This is a genomic window from Caulobacter sp. 602-2 (assembly GCF_011043625.1).
Taxonomy (GTDB): domain Bacteria; phylum Pseudomonadota; class Alphaproteobacteria; order Caulobacterales; family Caulobacteraceae; genus Caulobacter.
Genome location: NZ_JAAKGT010000001.1, coordinates 458,144 through 478,388 on the forward strand (window position 1 = coordinate 458,144; position 20,245 = coordinate 478,388).

Here is a 20,245-nt window from a genome sequence, read left to right on the forward strand (position 1 = left end):
ACTACCTTCTTCGATTCCGCCCAATTGCGTGCGCGTGGGCGACCGCCTTGGGGCGACGCATCCGATGCGAGCAAGCGGGTATAGTAGAGGCCAAGGTGCGTGAGCAAGCCGAAGCGGACTTGACTTACCAAGGGAGCGCGTCCCCAAAGCCAACCTCATGACCGTTTCTCTTACGACGCCCCGGCCGTTGATCGCCGGGAACTGGAAGATGTTCGGCCTTGAGGCCTCGCTGGACGAGGCCAGAGCCGTGGCCGCCGCGGTGGCGCAATCCCCGCCCGCGGCGCGTGTCGCCATCTGTCCGCCCGCCACCTTGCTGCACCGCATGTCCGAGGCGCTCTCGGGCGAGTCGGTGATCGTCGGCGGCCAGGACTGCCACGCGGCGCCGCAGGGGGCCTACACCGGCGACATCTCGGCCCCCATGCTGGCCGACGCCGGCGCGACCCTGGTGATTCTCGGCCACTCCGAGCGCCGCGGCAGCTACGACGAGACCTGCGAGGAGGTGTCGGCCAAGGTTCTGGCCGCGCTGGGCGCCGGGCTGGAGCCGGTGATCTGCCTGGGCGAGACGCTGGCCCAGCGCGAAGCCGGCCAGGCCGAGCCCATCGTCACCGGCCAGGCCCGCAACTCCTTGCCCGACGAACTGGCCGGCCAGGCCTTCGCCGTCGCCTATGAGCCCGTCTGGGCCATCGGCACGGGCCTGACCCCCACCATCGCCGACATCGGCGCCATCCACGCGGCCATCCGCGCCGTGCTGGTCGAGCGCTTCGGCGACCATGGCGCGACCGTGCCGATTCTCTACGGCGGCTCGGTGAAGCCCGACAACGCCGCCGAGATCCTGGCCACGCCCGAAGTCGGCGGCGCCCTGGTGGGCGGCGCCTCGCTGAAGGCCAAGGACTTCCTGGCCATCATCGCGGCGGCTTGATCGGGCGGCCAAAAGGCCGGTGGGGAGGTGGCTTCAGCTTTCCGGGCATTCTCCATCACCATCGCTGCGACGGTGCGAGGCCGATAAGCCGTGCGTCCTTCGAGGCTCGGCTTCGCCTCGCACCTCAGGATGAGGGGCCCACTGCACTGAATTCCTCATCCTGAGGCGCCCGCGCAGCGGGCCTCGAAGGACGCAAGGCGCCAACCAAGATCCTCCCCTCTGGGGAGGTGGCCCGAAGGCCTGGAGGGGGAGCGCGCGAGGCGCGTCTCAGAGCTCCAGGTCGAACAGCCTGCCGTCGCGGCGCTCGCCGTCGCGGTCGACCTGGCCCTTGAGATAGGCCGCGCCCTTGAAGCCCAGGCGTTCCAGCAGCTTCTCGGCGCGGGCGTCGCCCACCTGGGTTCGGGCGATGACGTGCTTGAGGTCGCTGGCGGCGGCGTGGGCGAGGAGGGCGGTGACCGCCTCGTGGGCGTAGCCCCGGCCCCAGCTCTCGCGGGCCACGATGAAGCGCAATTCGGCCCGATGGCGGCGCTCGTCGATCTCGACGAACTCGCAGGCCCCGACGAAGTCGCCCGTCGCGGACAGCCGGATGGTCCAGTACAGCGCCGCGCCGGCCTGCATGTCCTCGATCTGGCCGACGACGCAGGCGGCGACCTCGTCAGGATCCTCCAGCGGCGCGCGGTCCCAGTGGGCCATCAGTTCCGGGTCGCTGAGGAACGGATAGATGAGCGGAGCGTCTTCGGCGACCAGGGGCTTGAGCGTCAGGCGTTCGGTCTCGAGAATCATGCGCGCCCTGGAACCTGGAGTTTGCGGAACTGGAGTTGGAGAACTTGAGTTGGCCGGCCGTCGCCCCACCTATGGCGTGCGCGCGCCGGTAGTGGTAGAGGGGCCGCTTCGTTTTTCACAGTCGGTTCGCCGGCTGCCCGGATCGAGAACTGTTTCGTCATGCTCATCGGCATCCTGCTGGCCATCAACATCATCGTCTGTATCGCGCTGATCGGCTTCGTGCTGCTCCAGCGTTCGGAGGGCGGCGCCCTTGGCATGGGCGGCGGCGGCGCCGGCAGTTTCATGACCGCGCGCGGCGCGGGCGACTTCATGACCCGCATGACCTGGATCCTGTTCTCGGTGTTCCTGGTCATCAGCCTGGTCCTCACCGTTCTGACCGGCCGCATTGGCGGCGCCGACTCGGTGGTCGACAAGCTGAAGATCGACAATCTCGACACCAAGACCCTGAACGCGCCCGTCGCGCCCAGCGTCCCGGCTCCGGGCTCGGCCGTTCCGGCTCCCGGCTCGACCGCGCCGAGCGCCGTTCCGGCTCCGCAACTCAGCGTTCCGGCTCCGGCCGCCCCGGCTCCGGCCGCTCCGGCCCAGACCCCCGCCCAGTAAGGGCGGGGGAGCGAAACTTGTTTATGAACGTCGGTCTTTTCGCCGCGATCGCCGAATCGCGGGTAATCTGAGCGCCCATGACGCGGTACATCTTCATCACCGGCGGCGTGGTTTCCTCCCTTGGAAAAGGCCTCGCCTCCGCAGCGCTGGGCGCTCTCCTGCAGGCTCGTGGCTACACGGTTCGCCTGCGTAAGCTCGACCCCTATCTCAACGTCGATCCGGGCACCATGAGCCCGTATCAGCACGGCGAGGTGTTCGTCACCGACGACGGGGCCGAAACCGACCTGGATCTGGGGCACTACGAGCGCTTCACCGGCGTGTCGGCCAAGAAGGCCGACAACATCACGACCGGCCAGATCTACAAGACGATCATCGAGAAGGAACGCCGCGGCGACTATCTGGGCGCGACCGTCCAGGTGATCCCGCACGTCACCAACGAGATCAAGGACTTTGTCCTCTCGCCCGCCATGGACGAGACGGGCCAGAAGCCGGTCGACTTCGTGCTGGTCGAGATCGGCGGCACCGTCGGCGACATCGAGGGCCTGCCGTTCTTCGAGGCCATCCGCCAGCTGCGCCAGGACCTGCCGCGCGGCCAGAGCTGCTACGTGCACCTGACCCTGCTGCCGTTCATCAAGACGGCCGGCGAGATGAAGACCAAGCCGACCCAGCACTCGGTCAAGGAGCTGCGCTCCATCGGCATCCAGCCGGACATCCTGCTCTGCCGTTGCGAGCAGGAGATCCCGGTCGAGGAAAAGCGCAAGATCGCCCAGTTCTGCAACGTGCGCCCGAGCGCCGTGATCCAGGCCCTGGACAGCTCGTCGATCTACGCGGTGCCGATCGACTATCACAAGGAAGGCCTCGACGCCGAAGTGCTCGACGTCTTCGGCCTGCAAGACGCGCCCAAGCCCGACCTGTCGCGCTGGGAAGCCATCGACAACACCGTCCAGCATCCGGACGGCGAGGTCACGATCGCGGTCGTCGGCAAGTACACCGTGCTCAAGGACGCCTATAAGTCCCTGATCGAGGCCCTGCACCACGGCGGCCTGGCCAACAAGGTCAAGGTCAACCTGGATTGGGTCGAGAGCGAGACCTTCGAGGGCGACGAGGGCGCGGCCGCGGCCCGTCTGGAGAACGCCCACGCCATCATGGTGCCCGGCGGCTTCGGCGAGCGCGGCGCCGAAGGCAAGATCCGGGCGGCCCAGTTCGCCCGCGAGCGCAAGGTGCCGTACTTTGGCATCTGCTTCGGCATGCAGATGGCCGTCATCGAGACCCTGCGCAACGTCGCGGGAATCACTGACGCCAGCTCCAGCGAGTTCGGTCCGACCGACCGTCCGGTCGTCGGCCTGATGACCGAATGGATCAAGGGCAACGAGATGGTCTCCCGCAAGGCCGGCGACGACCTGGGCGGCACCATGCGCCTGGGCGCCTACGACGCCGTGCTGCAGCAGGGCTCGAAGGTCGCCGAGATCTATGGCGGGACCGAGATCGTCGAGCGCCACCGTCACCGCTACGAGGTCAACATCGGCTACAGCCACAAGATGGAGGAGGCGGGTCTCAAGCTGACCGGTCGTTCCCCGGACGGCGTGCTGCCCGAGATCGTCGAGCGCGACGACCATCCGTGGTTCATCGGCGTCCAGTTCCACCCGGAACTGAAGAGCCGGCCGTTCGCTCCGCACCCCCTGTTCGCCAGCTTCATCGCGGCGGCCAAGGAGCACGGACGACTGGTCTGAACTGGCGAGTTGCATGTCTGGAGAGATTCAGGCATAAGCGCGCCCTCACGCGGCGGCTAGGGTCGAACCCGAGTCGCCGCTTTCGATTTTCACGCTCAGCGAGCAGAGTCACTCCGATGGCCGTTCCTAAAAGAAAAACTTCGCCTTCTCGCCGGAACATGCGCCGGTCGCACCACGCCCTGGGCGCCAACTCGTTCGTCGAGGACAAGGACTCGGGCGAACTGCGCCGTCCGCACCACGTCGATCTGAAGACCGGCCTGTACAACGGCAAGCAGATCCTGACCCCGAAGGAAGACTAAGGTCTTTCTTCCCGGAGCGGCTTACCGCTCCAGGGATCCTGCCTCGGATTTCGCGTCCGACGATTTCAAAGCGCCGCCCGGCTCGCCTGGGCGGCGCTTTTCGTCGTGTGCGGACCAAAGCGGTGCTACGATGGCGCTCGGGTCGCCATAGGGACGGCCCCAACAAAGCCAGGAGCGCGGTCAGCGCCCATAAGGCGCGATCAGCTTCGGCGGACTGGGAGGTTCGCCATGTTCACGCGTCGCACGCTTGCGTCCGGCCTGGGCGCGTCGCTGGCGCTGGGCGCCGCGCCGTTCTCCGCCCACGCTTTCTCGCCCAGCCAGATCCCGCAGGAAACGCCCGCCGCGCCGCCGCCGGCCGCGCCGCTGCCGCTCTACGTCATCGACGCGGCGATCGACGATTCGGAGCGGATGACCGTCGAGACCATGATCAACGGCCGCGGGCCCTATCGCTTCGTCGTCGATTCGGGCGCCGACCGGTCGGTGGTCTCCGAGACCCTGGCCGCCAGCCTGGCCCTGCCGCGAGGGCGCGACGTCATGGTGCACGGCATCGGCGGCTCGGCAGTGACCCCCACGGCCCACATAGACCAGCTCGCCACCGGCGAGGCCCGCCTGGCCGGGGTGGAGCTTCCCATCCTGCCTCCGGGCCGCGTCGGCGGCGACGGCCTCCTGGGCGTCGACATCCTGCAGGACCGCGCGGTCGTCATGGACTTCAAGAAGAAGCGCCTGGAGGTCCGCCACAGCACGCCGGAATATCGCGGCTTCCGCCGGGCCCAGGAGGTCCAGGTCGTCGCCGACCAGAAGTTCGGCCGCCTGACCATCGTCAACTGCCGGATCAACAACATCCGCACCCTGGCCTTCATCGACTCGGGGGCGGGCTCCTCGATCGGCAACATGGCCCTGTCGCGCGCCATCCAGGCCCGCCAGCGCAAGGACGCCGATCCGGCCGTGGCCGTGCGCCTGCAGGGCGTGGCCGGCGGCGAGACCATCGGCGAGTACCGGATCCTCAAGTCGATGAGCATGGGCGACCTGCGCATGACCAACCTGGCCGTGGTCTTCGCCGACCTGCACATCTTCGATCACTGGAAGATCAGCGACAAACCCGCGATCCTGCTGGGCGTCGACGTGCTTCGGCTGTTCGCCCGGGTCGAGCTGGACTTCGGGGCCGAGCAGCTGCTGTTCCGGCTGGGAGCCCAGCGGCCGACGCTGCAGGCCTGACGCCGCGGAACTTAGAGCTCGTCGAACATTGGTCCCGGTTGCGGCGACGCGGCGGCGCGGCTAAGGGGAAGCGCCTTTTCTTTCGGGAGCTCCCATGACCGAGATCGTCGACATCATCGCCCGCGAAATCCTCGACAGCCGCGGCAATCCGACGGTCGAGGTCGATGTCGTCCTCGAGGACGGCGCCTTTGGTCGCGCCGCGGTGCCGTCGGGCGCCTCGACCGGCGCCCACGAAGCCGTCGAAAAGCGTGACGGCGACAAGTCGCGCTACCTCGGCAAGGGCGTCCGCCAGGCCGTCGACGCCGTCAACACCGAGATCTTCGACGCCCTGTCGGGCGTCGACGCCGAAGACCAGCGCCGCATCGACAGCCTGCTGATCGGCCTGGACGGCACGCCGAACAAGTCGCGCCTGGGCGCCAACGCCATCCTCGGCGTCTCGCTGGCCGTCGCCAAGGCCGCCGCCGAGTCGGCCGGCCTGCCGCTGCACCGCTACATCGGCGGCGTGAACGCCCGCGTCCTGCCGACGCCGATGATGAACATCATCAACGGCGGCGCCCATGCCGACAACCCGATCGACATCCAGGAATTCATGATCCTGCCGACCGGCGCGGCCAGCTTCTCCGAAGCCCTGCGCATGGGCGCCGAGATCTTCCACGGCCTGAAGAAGGCCCTGAAGGACGCCGGCCACAACACCAACGTCGGCGACGAGGGCGGCTTCGCCCCGAACCTGGCCTCGGCCGAGGCCGCGCTCGAGTTCATCGTCAAGGCCGGTGAAGCCGCTGGCTACAAGGCCGGCGACGACTTCCTGCTGGGCCTCGACGTCGCCTCGACCGAGTTCTTCAAGAACGGCAAGTACGAGCTGGAAGGCGAGGGCAAGTCGCTCGACCCGGCCCAGATGGTCGACTACCTGGCCGGCTTGGTCGCCAAGTTCCCGATCGCCTCGATCGAGGACGGCATGGCCGAAGACGACTTCGACGGCTGGAAGCTGCTGACCGACACCCTGGGCAAGAAGGTCCAGCTGGTCGGCGACGACCTGTTCGTCACCAACCCGGCTCGCCTGCAGATGGGCCTCGACAAGGGCCTGGCCAACTCGATCCTCGTGAAGGTCAACCAGATCGGTACGCTGTCGGAAACCATCGACGCCGTCGAACTGGCCCACCGCCACGGCTACACCAGCGTCATGAGCCACCGCTCGGGCGAGACCGAGGACAGCACCATCGCCGACCTCGCCGTCGCCCTGAACTGCGGTCAGATCAAGACCGGCTCGCTGGCCCGTTCGGACCGGCTGGCCAAGTACAACCAGCTGCTGCGCATCGAGCAGCAACTGGAAGACCAGGGCGTCTACGCCGGTCGCGCCGCCCTCAAGGGCCGCTGATCGGTTCGATCCCTCGGATCAAGATCAAGAGCGCGTCGGGTTCGCCCGGCGCGCTTTTTGTTTGGGCTCAGCCGTCCAGCCGGTCGAGCCAGCGCAGGAAGTCGTCGGCCCAGGCCGCTTCCGGCGCGGGCGGTTGCGAACGCAGGGCGAAGCCGTGGCCGCCGGTCGGAAAGATCCGCAGCTCGGCCTGGCCTCCCGCGGCGACGATGGCTTCGGCCGCCTCGCGGCTGTTGCGGACGTCGACCTTCGGGTCGTCCTCGGCGTGGAGCAGGAAGGCCTTGGTCGGCGCGCCGAAGCCGTGAAAGGGCGTCGCGCTCCTGGGCGCTTGCGGGCGATTGAGCCACGCATAGCCCAGGCCGACGAAGTCGGGCAGGGAAGGGCGCGCATCCAGTTCGTCGACGATCGGGTAAAGGGCGCCGCCGCCGCGCGAGGCCAGGGCCGCGGCGATCGTGCCGCCGGCCGAAAAGCCCAGAGCGCCGGTCTTCGCTCCGCCGGCCTTGCTGCGCAGCAGCCGCAAGGCGCGCTGAGCGTCCTGCAGCGGAGCATCGGAGCCCGCCGCCCAGCCGTCGCGCGGCAACCGATAGAGCAGGACGCCCGCCTGGATGTCGTTGGCCGCCAGCCAGCGGGCGATGTCGTAACCCTCCTTGCCGATCACGACCTTGCTGAAGCCGCCGCCGGGCACGACCAGGACGGAAGCCTTGGGGCGCCCGCCCTTCGCCAGCGGATAGAGCGACAGGGTAGGGCGGCGTACGCCCTCGATCGAATAGTCCACCCGCCCGTCGGGCCAGTTATAGGTCACGCGGCGCTCCTCAACGCCGACGCGCTCGCAGCCGGGCGGCCCGCCGGGCCAGAGCTCGAAGGTCTCGGGTGCGGTCTGCGCCCCAGTCGGCGTCGCTCCCGCCAGCACCGCCGCGCCGCCGACGGCCAGCACGCGCCGCCGGTTCCAGTCAGATGTCATAGCCATGTCCCCGTTTGGCGGAAGGCGGCTGCTCAGCCCTTCAACAGCTGCGCCCTGGCCTTCACGTCGGCCAGGGTGATGTCCTTCTTCATGACCATGTAGCCGGTCACGGCGTGCCAGGCGTCTTCGCCGACTCCGCCGGTGTCGCCATCCGTGACCGAGCCGGTGACGCGATCGGTGGTCGGCATCACCGGCTTGCCGGGCAGGGGGATATCGCCCAGCACCAGATCGTTGGCGTCGCTGGTGCGATTGCGCCAGCCGCAGGTCTCGAACCGCACCAGGCGTTCAGGGGCGAAGGCCTGGGTCAGCAGCATCAGCTTCATGGTGCCGGTCGCGGCGACCTCGGCCTGCTGCATCGCCTTGACCTCCAGGCGCGAGACGGCGCGGCCGTAGGTCACCCAGCGGTCTTCGCCCTCCCAGAGCGTGCGGAAGATGGAGGCGTTCATGGGGATCACCAGTCCGCCCCCGAAATCGAGCCGGGGTGGGTCGCCCTTGATCATGTTGGGGCCGCCTCGACGGCCTTTGACGACGCCGTCCTCGCTGCGCTGGCGCGCGGCCGCGGGAAGGGCGAGGGCGGTCCCCGCCAGCGCAAGCATGAGCTCTCGACGAAGCACGTCGTTCATCCCCCTGCATCCCCCCGGGGCGCGTCGACCTGGCGACACTCATGGATGAGCGCCTAGCGGTCAAATCAACCCGTGGGCGTCATTCCGCTGCCCTGACGGTGGCGATTCTGAGACGCGGGCGCCTCAGAAACAGGCTTCACCGGCGCTCGACCAAAAAAGTTCGACCACATTTTTTCTATAAGCGCGGCTGATCCTAGAAAAACAGAGGTTTCCGATGCTCTCGCGGGTGCGAAGGAAATGCCGCGATGCGGTATCTCGATGCCCCTGAAACGGTCTCACTTGAAAGTATTTTCGCGTCGATCGCAGGGGACTTGCAAGCCCTTTGCGGCGTTGGGGATTTAGACCGTGTTAAGCACGTTCTGGCAGCCTATAGCTCCCTGTCCGGGATTCGCCGATGTTCGCTCGACTGCAACCCTACCTGCCGACCGCGGCGCTTCTTCTCCTGATCACGTACTTCGTCTTTCACGCTCTGACGGGCGAGAGAGGCCTGCTTTCCTCGTCTCAACGCAACGCGGACTTGGCCGCCAAGACGATGGAACTTAAGAAGATCCGCGCTGAGAGGATGGACCTGGAGGCCCGGGCTCGTCTATTACGCAGCGGCAGCTTGTCGGCCGATCTTCTGGAGGAACGTGCGCGTTCGCTCCTTGGATACGCCGATCCCAAGGACTACGTGATCCGCACCAAGCGCTGAGCTGGGTCGGTTCTCGCCGGTCCGAAGCTGCCTTGTAGACCACGCTTCGAGTTGCAGCTCGAGGGGCGGTCTAGGCGTCAACACGAGCGCGTTCCTGCGCCAAAAGCCGTTTCGCGGCGGGCAATGGAAGCCTCTGAGATGAAGGCCGTTATGATGATTGGCCAGGGAGAGTTTAATGGCGCGAACGCGCAAGGGTGAAGCCCCGGCGGAGAAGGCTACCGACACCGGTGTCAACGCCTTCGTCGGCAAGGAAGAGCTTCTCAAATTCTATCAGGACATGCTGCTGATCCGCCGCTTCGAGGAGCGTGCTGGCCAGCTTTACGGCATGGGCCTGATCGGCGGGTTCTGCCACCTCTACATCGGTCAGGAAGCCATTGCGGTCGGCATGCAGTCGATCTCGCACAAGGGTGACCAGATCATCACCGGTTACCGTGACCACGGCCACATGCTGGCCGCCGGCATGGACCCGAAGGAAGTCATGGCCGAGCTCACCGGTCGCGCTGGCGGTTCGTCGCGCGGCAAGGGCGGCTCGATGCACATGTTCGACATCGCCACCGGCTTCTACGGCGGCCACGGCATCGTCGGCGCCCAGGTGGCGCTCGGCACCGGCCTGGCGCTGGCCAACCACTACCAGGGCAACGGCAACGTCTCGTACGCCTACTTCGGCGACGGCGCGGCCAACCAGGGCCAGGTCTACGAAAGCTTCAACATGGCCCAGCTGTGGAAGCTGCCGGTCGTGTACGTGATCGAGAACAACCAGTACGCCATGGGCACCAGCGTCGAGCGTTCGGCGTCGGAAACCGCCTTCCACAAGCGCGGCGTCTCGTTCCGGATCCCGGGCGAGGAAGTCGACGGCATGGACGTGGTGGCCGTGCGTGAAGCCGGCGCTCGCGCCAGCGAGCACGCCCGTAGCGGCCAGGGTCCCTACATCCTCGAGATGAAGACCTACCGCTACCGTGGTCACTCGATGTCGGACCCGGCCAAGTACCGCACCAAGGAAGAAGTCGACGAGGTCAAGACGACCCGCGATCCGATCGACCACATCAAGGAACGCCTGGCCGCGGCCGGCGTCACCGAGGACGATCTGAAGACGGTCGACGCCGAAGTGAAGCGTATCGTGGCCGAAGCGGCCGAGTTCGCCCGCACCAGCCCCGAGCCGGATCCCTCCGAACTCTACACCGACGTATACCTGGAGGCCGCCGAGTGACGGACATCCTGATGCCCGCCCTTTCTCCGACCATGGAGGAAGGCACCCTGGCCAAGTGGCTGGTCAAGGAAGGCGACACCATCAAGGCCGGCGACGTGATCGCCGAGATCGAAACCGACAAGGCGACGATGGAAGTCGAAGCCGTCGACGAGGGCGTGGTCGAGGCCATCCTCGTCCCGGCCGGCTCGGAGAACGTCAAGGTCAACACGATCATCGCCAAGCTGGCCGGTGAAGACGGCGCCTCGGCGTCGGCCGCTCCGGCCGCCGCCCCGGTGGTCGCCGAAGCCGCTCCGGCTCCGGTCGCCGCGGCTCCGGCCCCGATCGCCGCCGCCTCGAACTTCGCGGATCCGGAACTGCCGGAAGGCACCCCGACCAAGAAGATCACCGTGCGCGACGCCCTGCGCGACGCCATGGCCGAAGAGATGCGCCGCGACGACCGCGTGTTCCTGATGGGCGAGGAAGTCGCCCAGTACCAGGGCGCCTACAAGGTCAGCCGCGAACTCCTGCAGGAGTTCGGCGACAAGCGCGTCATCGACACCCCGATCACCGAGCACGGCTTCGCCGGCATGGGCGTCGGCGCGGCGATGGCGGGCCTGAAGCCCATCGTCGAGTTCATGACTTGGAACTTCGCCATGCAGGCGATCGACCACATCATCAACTCGGCCGCCAAGACGCTCTACATGTCGGGCGGTCAGATCAAGTCGTCGATCGTGTTCCGCGGTCCGAACGGCGCGGCTTCGCGCGTCGGCGCCCAGCACAGCCAGGACTACGCGGCCTGGTACGGCAACATTCCGGGCCTGAAGGTCATCGCGCCGTACGACGCGGCCGACGCCAAGGGCCTGCTGAAGGCCGCCATCCGCGATCCGAACCCGATCGTCTTCCTCGAACACGAGATGATGTACGGCCACGAGTTCGACATCCCGGACGTCGAGGACTACGTCGTGCCGATCGGCAAGGCCAAGGTTCGCCGTCAGGGCACGGACGTGACCCTGGTCGCCTACAGCCGCATGGTGGGCTTCGCCCTGCAAGCCGCTGAAGCGCTGGCCGCCGAAGGCATCTCGGCCGAGGTCGTCGACCTGCGGACCATCCGTCCGATGGACCACGCGACGATCCTGGAAAGCGTCAAGAAGACCAACCGCCTGGTCACGGTCGAGGAAGGCTGGGGCCCGATGGGCGTCGGTTCCGAGATCGTCGCCCGCATCACGGAGTTCGGCTTCGACTACCTGGACGCCCCGCCGCTGCGGGTCCACCAGGAAGACGTGCCGCTGCCCTATGCGGCCAACCTGGAAGCCCTGTCGCTGCCGTCGGTCGACAAGATCGTCAAGGCGGCCAAGGCGGTCTGCTACCGCTAAGACCGGCGCGGCCCCCGCTCCTGATGGGCGGGGGCCGCATCGTCTTGGCCAACGAATTCATCCCGCCCCAGGGCGGGGTATCGTGGACGCCGGCCAGCTTGGTCGAAGCCGTCCCGAACGCTTGAGGAAAGAGCTCAAATGTCGATCGACATCCTGATGCCCGCCCTGTCGCCCACCATGGAAGAGGGCACCCTCGCCAAGTGGCACGTCAAGGTCGGCGACACCGTCAAGGCCGGCGACGTCATCGCCGAGATCGAGACCGACAAGGCCACGATGGAAGTCGAAGCCGTCGATGAAGGCGTTATCGAAGCCATCCTGGTCGAGGCCGGGACCGAGAACGTCAAGGTCAACGCGCTGATCGCCAAGCTGGCGGGCGAGGGCGAGAGCCCCGCGCCGGCTCCGACCGCTGCGCCCGCCGCCGCCGTGGCCAAGGCCCCGAAGGCCGCCGCTCCGGCTCCCGCTGCTGCTCCGGCCGCGCCGGCCGCTCCGGCTCCGGCCGCCCCCGTCGCCGCCGACGGTTCGCGCGTCTTCGCCTCGCCGCTGGCCCGCCGCCTGGCCGCCGCCGCCAATCTCGACCTGAAGTCCATCAAGGGCTCGGGCCCGCACGGCCGCGTCGTCAAGTCGGACGTCGAAGCCGCCAAGTCGGGCGGCGCGCCGGCCGCCAAGGCCGCGCCGGCTCCCGCCGCTGCTGCTTCGGCCCCGGCCGCCGAGCCGCGGAAGGTGCAATCGCTGGAGCAGATGGGCATCCCCGCCGGCTCCTACGACCTCGTCCCGCTGGACGGCATGCGCAAGACCATCGCGCGCCGCCTGACGGAAAGCTTCCGCGACGTGCCGCACTTCCCGCTGACGATCGACATCGAGCTGGACGGCCTGCTGGCCGCCCGCTCGAAGATCAACAGCCTGCTGGAAGGCCAGGGCGTGAAGGTGTCGGTCAACGACATCGTCATCAAGGCCGCCGCCGTGGCGCTCAAGCGCGTGCCGGAGGCCAACGCCTCCTACACGCCCGAAGGCATCGCCATGCACAAGCATGCCGACATCGCCGTGGCCGTGGCCATCGACGGTGGTTTGATCACTCCGATCATCCGCGCCGCCGAGACCAAGGGTCTGGCCCAGATCTCGGCCGAGATGAAGGACCTGGCCGCCCGCGCCAAGGCCAAGAAGCTGAAGCCCGAGGAATTCCAGGGCGGCACCTTCTCGGTCTCGAACCTCGGTATGTTCGGCATCAAGGCCTTCTCGTCGATCATCAACGAGCCGCAAGGCGCGATCATGAGCGTCGGCGCCGGCGAGCAGCGTCCGGTGGTCAAGAACGGCCAACTGGCCGTGGCCACCGTCATGACCGTCACCCTGACCTGCGATCACCGCGTGGTCGACGGCGCGGTCGGCGCCAAGTTCCTGGCGGCCTTCAAGCCGCTGATCGAGGAACCGCTGACCCTGATCGTCTAAGGGCGGCCTTTCCCTTGAAATCCTCGCCTCGCGGTCAAACGCGGGGCGGGGATTTCGAAAGCGGCCGGGCGAGGCCCCATCCTGGTCTTTTCAGGACGGGGACGGCCCCGGGGAGAACACGCGATGTCGGTCTACGATTTCTCGGCCAAGACGCTTCAAGGCAAGGACGTCAGCCTGGCTGACTATCGCGGCCAGGTGCTGCTGATCGTCAACACCGCCAGCAAGTGCGGCCTGACCCCGCAGTACGAGGGCCTGGAAGCGCTCTACAAGGCGCACAAGGACCGCGGCCTGACGATCCTGGGCTTTCCCTGCAACCAGTTCGGCGCGCAGGAGCCGGGCACGGCGGAAGAGATCGGCGGCTTCTGCTCGCTGACCTACGACGTGACCTTCCCGATGATGGCCAAGATCGACGTCAACGGCCCCTCGGCTCACCCGCTCTACGCCTATCTGAAGAAGCAGCAGAAGGGCGTGCTGGGCACCGAGGGCATCAAGTGGAACTTCACCAAGTTCCTGATCGACCGCGACGGAAACGTCGTCGAGCGTTTCGCCCCGACCACCAAGCCTGAAGACCTCCAGGTCGCCGTCGAGGCGCTGTTATAGATTTCCCAGGCCGGCCCCAAAGACCGGTCGTTCGACGCCGCCGCTCCCCCGCGCGGCGTCCAAGCTAGGGTAAGACAACTATGTCCACGGAATTCGATGTCGTCGTCATCGGCGCCGGTCCGGGCGGCTATGTCGCCGCCATCCGCGCCAGCCAGCTGGGCCTGAAGACGGCGATCGTCGAGCGTGAGAACCTGGGCGGCATCTGCCTGAACTGGGGCTGCATCCCCACCAAGGCGCTGCTGAAGTCCGGCGAGATCTTCGAACAGCTGTCGCACCTCGACAGCTACGGCCTGGCCGTCGAGAAGCCCTCGTTCGATTTCGCCAAGATCATCGAGCGCTCGCGCGGCGTCGCCAAGACCATGTCGGGCGGCATCGCCTTCCTGATGAAGAAGCACAAGATCGAGGTCATCGAGGGCGAGGCCAAGCTCGAGAAGGGCGCTCCCGCTCCGAAGGTCGTGATCGCGCTGAAGGCCGGCGGCAGCCGCACCGTCCAGGCCAAGAACGTCATCCTGGCCAGCGGCGCCCGCGCCCGCAACATCCCCGCCATCGGCGCCGTCTCGGACGGCGACAAGGTCTGGACCTACCGCGACGCCCTGGCGCCGAAGTCGATGCCCAAGTCGCTGGTCGTCATCGGCTCGGGCGCCATCGGCATCGAGTTCGCCAGCTTCTACCGCGCCCTCGGCGCCGAAGTGACCGTCGTCGAAGCCGTCGACCGCATCATGCCGGTCGAGGACGCCGAGGTCTCCAAGGCCGCCCAGAAGGCCTTCGAGAAGCGCGGCATCAAGTTCCGCATCGGCGCCAAGGTCACCAAGATCGACAAGACCGCCACCGGCGTGTCGGTCTCGGTCGAGGTCGGCGGCAAGGCCGAGCAACTGACCGCCGAGAAGTGCATCGTCGCCATCGGCATCGTTCCGAACACGGAAGGCGTGGAATCGGTCGGCCTGACGCTCGACCGCGGTCACGTCGTCACCGACAAGCACTGCAAGACCAACGTGCCCGGCCTCTACGCCATCGGCGACGTCGCCGGCGCGCCCTGGCTCGCCCACAAGGCCAGCCACGAAGGCATCCACGCCGCCGAGCACATCGCCGGCTACAAGACCCCGAACGTCCACTCGCCGATCCCGGGCTGCACCTACGCCAACCCGCAGGTCGCCTCGGTGGGCTACACCGAAGCCGCCGCCAAGGCCGCCGGCATCGAGGTCAAGGCCGGTCGCTTCCCGTTCAAGGTCAACGGCAAGGCCGTGGCCGCGGGCGAGACCGAAGGCTTCGTCAAGACGGTGTTCGACGGCAAGACCGGCGCGCTGATCGGCGCCCACATGATCGGCCACGAAGTGACCGAGATGATCCAGGGCTTCGTCACCGCCATCACGCTGGAAGCGACCGAGGAAGACCTGCACGGCATCGTCTACGCGCACCCGACCATGTCGGAGGCCATGCACGAAGCCTCGCTCGACGCCTACGGCCGCGTCCTGCACATTTAATCCGTCGTCGAACGATTTTCGCGGCGACTGTCGCGAAACTGTCGTTCAACTGTCGCATTAGGAAGGCCCGTTCGGAGCCCCCTCCGGACGGGCCTTTTCATGTCCGGAGCAACGCCGTGCGCCGATCCGTCCTGCCCCTGCTGGCCACCAGCGCCCTTGGCCTCGCGTCGCCCGCCTTCGCTCAGGACGGCGCCATTAGCGCCGATGAGGCCGCCGCCATGCGCGCCCAGATCTCGGCCCTGAAAGCCCAGATCCAACTGATGGAACAGAAGCTGGACGCGGCCACCGGCGCGCCGCAGAGCACGGCGGCTCCGGTTATCGCGACCGCGCCTCAGCCGGCGACGATCGCGGCGCCCGCGCCGTCCAAGGCCCCGCCGCCGACCGAGATCGCCTGGAAGGGCTCGCCCCAGTTCACCGCCAGCGGCGGCCGCAGCTTCAAGGCCAAGGGCCGGATCCAGACCGACGTCGGCTATGTCGGCCGCCCTGACGGCTCGACGGACCGCGGCCTTGGCTACGCCGCCGAGATGCGCCGCATCCGCCTGGGTGGGGAAGGGGGCCTGGGCGCCGGCATCGGCTACAAGCTGGAGCTGGAACTGTCGGACAACAGCGTCGATCTGGTCGACACCTTCGTTACCTACAAGAACGGCGGCCTGCTGCTGTCGATCGGCAACCAGAACCAGTTCCAGTCTCTGGACGAACTGACCGGCGACACCTCCGGCTCGGTCATGGAGCGGGCGGCCTTCACCGACGCCTTCAACTTCGAGCGCCGCCTGGGGATCGCCGCCCAGTACGAGAAGGCCGCGTGGCTGCTGCAGGCGGGCCTTTTCGCCGACGACATCACTGCGCTGTCCAACGACAGCGATGGCGAGACCGGCGGCGACGAGAACAACAGCTACGGCCTCGACGGGCGCCTCGTCTATGCGCCCAAACTGGGCGACGCCCAGCTGCACTTCGGCGGCTCTGCCCACTGGCGCGACCTCAAGCGGGTCGGCGACGCCGGCACGCGCTACCGCCAGCGACCGTTCGTGCACACCAGCAACACCCGCCTGATCGGGACCTCTACCCTCGACGTCAAGGACGAGGCCCACTACGGCCTGGAGGCCGCCTTCGTGCGCGGCCGCCTGCATGGCGCTGCCGAGACCCACTGGCTGCGAAGCGACCTGGCCGCGGGCCCCGATGCGGAGTTCTTCGGCGGCTATGCCGAGCTCGGCTGGTTCCTGACCGACGACACCCGCGGTTACAAGGGCGGCATCTTCGATCGCGCCAAGCCGAGGAAGCCGCTCGGCGGCGGGGGCCTCGGCGCAGTGCAGGTCAACGCCCGCTACGACTATCTCGATCTCAACGACGGCGTGATCGTCGGCGGCCGCCAGGACGCCTGGATCGCCGCGCTGATCTGGCAGCCGGTCGAGTTCCTGCGCTTCAACGTCAACTACGCCTACCTCTCGTACCAGGACGCCACGCCCCTGGCCGGCGGCGATCGGGACTACGGCGTGCACGTGACGGGTGCGCGCATGGAACTGGATTTCTAGGACCCTCTCCCAGAGGGAGAGGGAGGGGCCCAGGCGAAGCCTGGGAGGGTGAGGGGTTACGCCTTCAACCGGCGTGCCGGCACGCCGTCTAGCGTCTAAACCCCTCATCCGACGGCTACGCCGCCACCTTCTCCCTCCGCGAGAAGGAAGCCGCTACGGCCGCTTTCGCACCTGCGCATCCACGCTCCATTCCCCCGGCCCGGCGAACACCAGGTAGAGGAAGACGAAGCAGAACAGGATCGCGGCCTCGCCTTGATTCAATGCAGGCCAGAAGCCCTTACTGGCGTGGGCGAGGAAGTAGGCCACCGCCATCTGGCCCGACAGGATGAAGGCTACCGGCCGGGTGAAGAGGCCCAGCACGAGCAAGGCCCCGCCGACCACTTCGAGCCAGGCCGCGGCCAGTAGCATGGGCGGCAGCGGATCAGGCGCGCCGGGCTGCGGGGCGGGGAAGTGGAACAGCTTCATCAGGCCGTGCTCCATGAAGAGCAGGGCGGCGATGATGCGCAGCAGGCTCAGCACCCGCGGCGTCCACACGTAAAGTCGTTCCAAGCGTTTCTCCCGTTCGCTGTCGTCCCAAGAACCGGTCGCCGCCGCTGACGGCGACCGTAAGCTCTACTGAAACGCGGCGCGCGGGCCCTGGTTCGTCAGGCCGCGGCCTCGGCCATGCGCTGGATGGCGACATAGTCGGTCTTGCCGCTGCCGAGCACGGGCACCTGGGTGACCTTGAGGATCTTGCGCGGCACGGCCAGTTCCGGCGCGCCCACGGACTGTGCGTGAGCCACCAGGGGCGCGGCGTCGGCGCTCTGGCAGTCGGTGACCAGGACGAGGCGTTCGCCCTTCTTCTTGTCGGGCATCGAGATCACGGCGTGGCGGGCGCTGGGCCACACCGCCACGGCCAGGTCCTCGGCCGCGGTCAGCGACACCATCTCGCCGCCGATCTTGGCGAAGCGCTTCACCCGGCCCTTGATGGTGATCCACTGGTCGTCGGTCATGGTGACCACGTCGCCGGTGTCGTGCCAGCCGTCTTCCGGGGCGTCGACGCCGCCGTCCTCGCGCAGGTAGCCGGCCATGATGTTGGGACCGCGCACGAAGAAGCGACCGCCCTCGGCGATGCCCTCGACGGGCTCGATGCGGGTCTCCATGCCGGGCAACAGGCCGCCGACGGTGCCGGGGCGGTTGTCGGTCGGCTTGTTGACCGCGATCACGGGCGAGGCCTCGGTCGCGCCGTAGCCTTCCAGCACGGGCACGTCGCCGAAGCGCTCCTTGATCAGGGCGTGGGTCTCGTCGCGCACCTTCTCGGCACCGCAGACGATGAACTGCAGGCCGCCCAGCTCGTCGGTTTCCGAGGCGCGGGCGTACTGGTTGACGAAGGTGTCGGTGGCCAGCAGCAGCGAGGCCTTGGCGTCCTTGATCAGCGGCGGGATCTGCTTTGTGTGCAGCGGCGAGGGGTACTCGAACGCCTTCATGCCCTGCAGCAGCGGCAGGATGACCCCGCCGGTCAGCCCGAAGCAGTGGAACACCGGCAGCGGATTGAACATCACCCAGTTCGGATCCAGCGGAATGTGCGCGGCGATCTGGGCGGCGTTGGAAACCAGGTTGGCCTGGGACAGCACCACGCCTCGCGGCGCGCCGAAGCTGCCCGAGGTGAACAGCACCACGCCCTTGTCCGACGGCTTAGCCGGGGCGCGGAACTGGCGCGGGAAGGCCCCGGCGGCGGCGGCGAACAGCTTGTCGGCCAGGCCGATCGTCTTCCGCACGTCCTCCAGGTAGACGACCTTGGCCAGGTCGTCGATGGCGTCGACAACGTCGTGCAGCTTGCCCAGTTCGATGAACTTGTGGGCCGTCAGCACGTGCTTGACGTTGGCCAGCTTCACCGCCGCCTTGATGTTCCGCAGGCCCGCCGTGAAGTTCAGCATGGTCGGCACGCGGCCGAAGGCGTGCAGCGCGAAGAACACCACCACGGCGCCCACGCCCGACGGCAGCAGCACGCCGACGTGCTCGCCCGGCTTGGTGATCGCGGCGACCTTGCGGCCCAGCGCGAAGCTCGCCCGGATCAGGTCGGTGTAGCTGAGCGGATTGCGATCCTGATCTTCGAGGATCGGCTTCTTGGCGCCGAACTTGTCCTTGGCGTCGATCAGGGCGTCGAAGAGCGCTTTTTGACCGTCTTCGGCTTTGAAAACTACCGGCATGCCGGCGAAACCTCCCACAAAGGCGCTTGTTCCGCCCTCGTTCGATTGAGACGGGACCCTAGCGATCCTGACGCGGTTTGCAAAGATCGGTCACGTCGCGTGATCGAACCGCGTTCTTCAGATGGTGCGCCGGCCCTTGCGGCTCAAGGCTTGGCGGCCTTCTGGCCGCCTGCCGCCTTGATGGCGGCGGCCACGGCCGCGAGCCAGGGCGCGCGCACCGAATCCCGCTCCAGGTGCAGGGCGTGGCGTCCGCCCAGCAGGCGGGTTTCGCGGCAGTCGGCCATCGCCTTGCAGACGCTGGTCTGGGCCGAGGCGGGGGTGGTCGGATCGGCGTCGCCGGCCAGCAGCACGGTCGGGATCCGGGCGCGGCCCAGGTCGCGAGCCGTCGCATCGAGCACGTCGTAATAGGCCGCGTACTGGCCGAGGCTAGGCGCTCCCATCCGCAGGTCCGGGTTGGCCGTCTGCCAGGCGTGGTTCACGGCGCCGCGTGTCGGGTCGCCCGTCAGGCCCAGCGCACGATCGTCGGGTCCGTCGCGACGCCAGTCCGCAGCTGTCGGCCAGGCCAGGAACGACAGATTCGCGCGCCGCGCCACGCGGGCGATCCTGATCAGCTTGTCCTTGGGCGCGGGAAGTTGGCCCAGGTCGAAGGTCGGCGAGGACAGGACGAGTGCGTCGGCCATCAGGCCCTCCTCGACGGCGCGAAGGGCCACGAGGCCGCCTTGTCCCTGGCCCAGCACCGTCAGCGGCAGGCGCCCGTCCGGCCGGATCACGACCTTGACCATGGCCTTGGCCGCGGTGACGTCCGGCGCATAGCTGACCACATGGCCGCGGTCGCGCTTGCCGGCCAGACGTTCGGAGCCGCCCTGGCCCTGGCGCTCGAGGATCCACACGACCACGCCCTGGGCGTTGAGGTCGCGCGCCGTCTCGAACCAGGTCTCGGCGCCTTCGCCGTAGTCGGTCAGGATCAGGATCTGTCCTGTCGGCGCGCCTCGCGGCGCCGAGACGCCGTAGCGCTGGATCGCGTCCTCGCCGACCTGCACGTAGCCCCAGGCCCACCCCGGCGGCGGCAGGAACCGGCGCTCCAGGCCCGGCGGCGTGCGGGTGTCGGCGAAAGGCGCGCGTCCGCCTTGCTCGCCGCAGGCGAAAAGGGGCAGGGCGAGCAGCAAAACGAGAGCGAAGCGACGCATATACGCCACTCATTTCGCGCCTTTGCGCCGCATGCAAGATCGAGAGCTTGATCCGGAGGCCAAG

General features: G+C 67.9%; 19 protein-coding genes. 13 read left to right on the forward strand and 6 right to left on the reverse strand.

The features are described from left to right. Nucleotides 1-157: 157 nt before the first annotated feature. A complete protein-coding gene (tpiA, locus tag G5B46_RS02040; RefSeq protein ID WP_165255614.1) occupies nt 158-919 on the forward strand; it encodes a triose-phosphate isomerase in 762 nt (253 codons plus the stop codon). A gap of 267 nt (nt 920-1,186) precedes the next feature. Here the strand turns inward: tpiA and G5B46_RS02045 are convergent, their stop codons facing one another. Beyond that, nucleotides 1,187-1,702, reverse strand: coding sequence for a GNAT family N-acetyltransferase (locus G5B46_RS02045; RefSeq protein WP_165255616.1), 516 nt, complete (start codon nt 1,700-1,702; stop codon nt 1,187-1,189). 159 nt (nt 1,703-1,861) lie between these two features. Between G5B46_RS02045 and secG the strand changes: the two genes are divergently transcribed. The 5 genes from secG to eno all read left to right on the forward strand — a co-directional run bounded on the left by secG (nt 1,862) and on the right by eno (nt 6,921). Further along, a complete protein-coding gene (secG, locus tag G5B46_RS02050; RefSeq protein ID WP_165255617.1) occupies nt 1,862-2,302 on the forward strand; it encodes a preprotein translocase subunit SecG in 441 nt (146 codons plus the stop codon). 77 nt (nt 2,303-2,379) lie between these two features. Then, nucleotides 2,380-4,032 (forward strand): CTP synthase, encoded by a 1,653-nt coding sequence (locus G5B46_RS02055; protein WP_165255619.1) that lies wholly within the window; start codon nt 2,380-2,382, stop codon nt 4,030-4,032. 116 nt (nt 4,033-4,148) lie between these two features. Further along, nucleotides 4,149-4,331, forward strand: a complete 183-nt coding sequence (gene rpmF / locus G5B46_RS02060) for a 50S ribosomal protein L32 (RefSeq protein WP_007671126.1) — start codon at nt 4,149-4,151, stop codon at nt 4,329-4,331. A 228-nt stretch (nt 4,332-4,559) separates the two neighbouring features. After that, nucleotides 4,560-5,546 carry a retroviral-like aspartic protease family protein gene (locus G5B46_RS02065; RefSeq protein ID WP_165255621.1) on the forward strand — a complete coding sequence of 329 codons (987 nt, stop codon included), beginning with the start codon at nt 4,560-4,562 and terminating at the stop codon, nt 5,544-5,546. 94 nt (nt 5,547-5,640) lie between these two features. Then, nucleotides 5,641-6,921, forward strand: a complete 1,281-nt coding sequence (gene eno, locus G5B46_RS02070) for a phosphopyruvate hydratase (RefSeq protein WP_165255623.1) — start codon at nt 5,641-5,643, stop codon at nt 6,919-6,921. Nucleotides 6,922-6,988: 67 nt separating this feature from the next. On the opposite strand, the gene G5B46_RS02075 is transcribed toward eno, so the two are convergent. Then, nucleotides 6,989-7,885: an alpha/beta hydrolase gene (locus tag G5B46_RS02075; protein WP_165255625.1), complete on the reverse strand. Its 897-nt coding sequence runs from the start codon at nt 7,883-7,885 to the stop codon at nt 6,989-6,991. Between the two features lie 26 nt (nt 7,886-7,911). Next, the gene (locus G5B46_RS02080; protein WP_165255626.1) at nt 7,912-8,325 is read right to left on the reverse strand and encodes a hypothetical protein; all 414 of its coding nucleotides are present in this window, start codon (nt 8,323-8,325) and stop codon (nt 7,912-7,914) included. 571 nt (nt 8,326-8,896) lie between these two features. On the opposite strand from G5B46_RS02080, the gene G5B46_RS02085 reads away from it, so the two are divergent. The 7 genes from G5B46_RS02085 to G5B46_RS02115 all read left to right on the forward strand — a co-directional run bounded on the left by G5B46_RS02085 (nt 8,897) and on the right by G5B46_RS02115 (nt 16,805). Beyond that, on the forward strand, nt 8,897-9,193 hold the full coding sequence (locus G5B46_RS02085; RefSeq protein WP_058348879.1) for a septum formation initiator family protein: 297 nt from the start codon (nt 8,897-8,899) through the stop codon (nt 9,191-9,193). Between the two features lie 175 nt (nt 9,194-9,368). Further along, the gene (pdhA, locus tag G5B46_RS02090) at nt 9,369-10,400 is read left to right on the forward strand and encodes a pyruvate dehydrogenase (acetyl-transferring) E1 component subunit alpha (protein WP_165255628.1); all 1,032 of its coding nucleotides are present in this window, start codon (nt 9,369-9,371) and stop codon (nt 10,398-10,400) included. Further along, a complete protein-coding gene (locus G5B46_RS02095; RefSeq protein ID WP_116491360.1) occupies nt 10,397-11,752 on the forward strand; it encodes a pyruvate dehydrogenase complex E1 component subunit beta in 1,356 nt (451 codons plus the stop codon). The genes pdhA and G5B46_RS02095 overlap by 4 nt, the downstream gene beginning before the upstream one ends. A 138-nt stretch (nt 11,753-11,890) precedes the next feature. After that, nucleotides 11,891-13,195, forward strand: a complete 1,305-nt coding sequence (locus tag G5B46_RS02100) for a pyruvate dehydrogenase complex dihydrolipoamide acetyltransferase (RefSeq protein WP_165255630.1) — start codon at nt 11,891-11,893, stop codon at nt 13,193-13,195. 123 nt (nt 13,196-13,318) lie between these two features. Further along, nucleotides 13,319-13,795, forward strand: a complete 477-nt coding sequence (locus tag G5B46_RS02105; protein WP_165255632.1) for a glutathione peroxidase — start codon at nt 13,319-13,321, stop codon at nt 13,793-13,795. A gap of 80 nt (nt 13,796-13,875) precedes the next feature. Next, nucleotides 13,876-15,276: a dihydrolipoyl dehydrogenase gene (gene lpdA, locus G5B46_RS02110; protein WP_165255634.1), complete on the forward strand. Its 1,401-nt coding sequence runs from the start codon at nt 13,876-13,878 to the stop codon at nt 15,274-15,276. Between the two features lie 116 nt (nt 15,277-15,392). After that, entirely contained in the window at nt 15,393-16,805 is a 1,413-nt protein-coding gene (locus G5B46_RS02115) for a porin (RefSeq protein ID WP_165255636.1), read from the forward strand. A 153-nt stretch (nt 16,806-16,958) separates the two neighbouring features. On the opposite strand, the gene G5B46_RS02120 is transcribed toward G5B46_RS02115, so the two are convergent. The 3 genes from G5B46_RS02120 to G5B46_RS02130 all read right to left on the reverse strand — a co-directional run bounded on the left by G5B46_RS02120 (nt 16,959) and on the right by G5B46_RS02130 (nt 20,181). Continuing rightward, the gene (locus G5B46_RS02120) at nt 16,959-17,354 is read right to left on the reverse strand and encodes a DoxX family protein (RefSeq protein ID WP_165255638.1); all 396 of its coding nucleotides are present in this window, start codon (nt 17,352-17,354) and stop codon (nt 16,959-16,961) included. Between the two features lie 95 nt (nt 17,355-17,449). Next, nucleotides 17,450-18,994, reverse strand: coding sequence for an AMP-binding protein (locus G5B46_RS02125; RefSeq protein WP_165255639.1), 1,545 nt, complete (start codon nt 18,992-18,994; stop codon nt 17,450-17,452). 143 nt (nt 18,995-19,137) lie between these two features. Beyond that, nucleotides 19,138-20,181 carry an alpha/beta hydrolase gene (locus tag G5B46_RS02130; RefSeq protein WP_165255641.1) on the reverse strand — a complete coding sequence of 348 codons (1,044 nt, stop codon included), beginning with the start codon at nt 20,179-20,181 and terminating at the stop codon, nt 19,138-19,140. Nucleotides 20,182-20,245 lie beyond the last annotated feature (64 nt).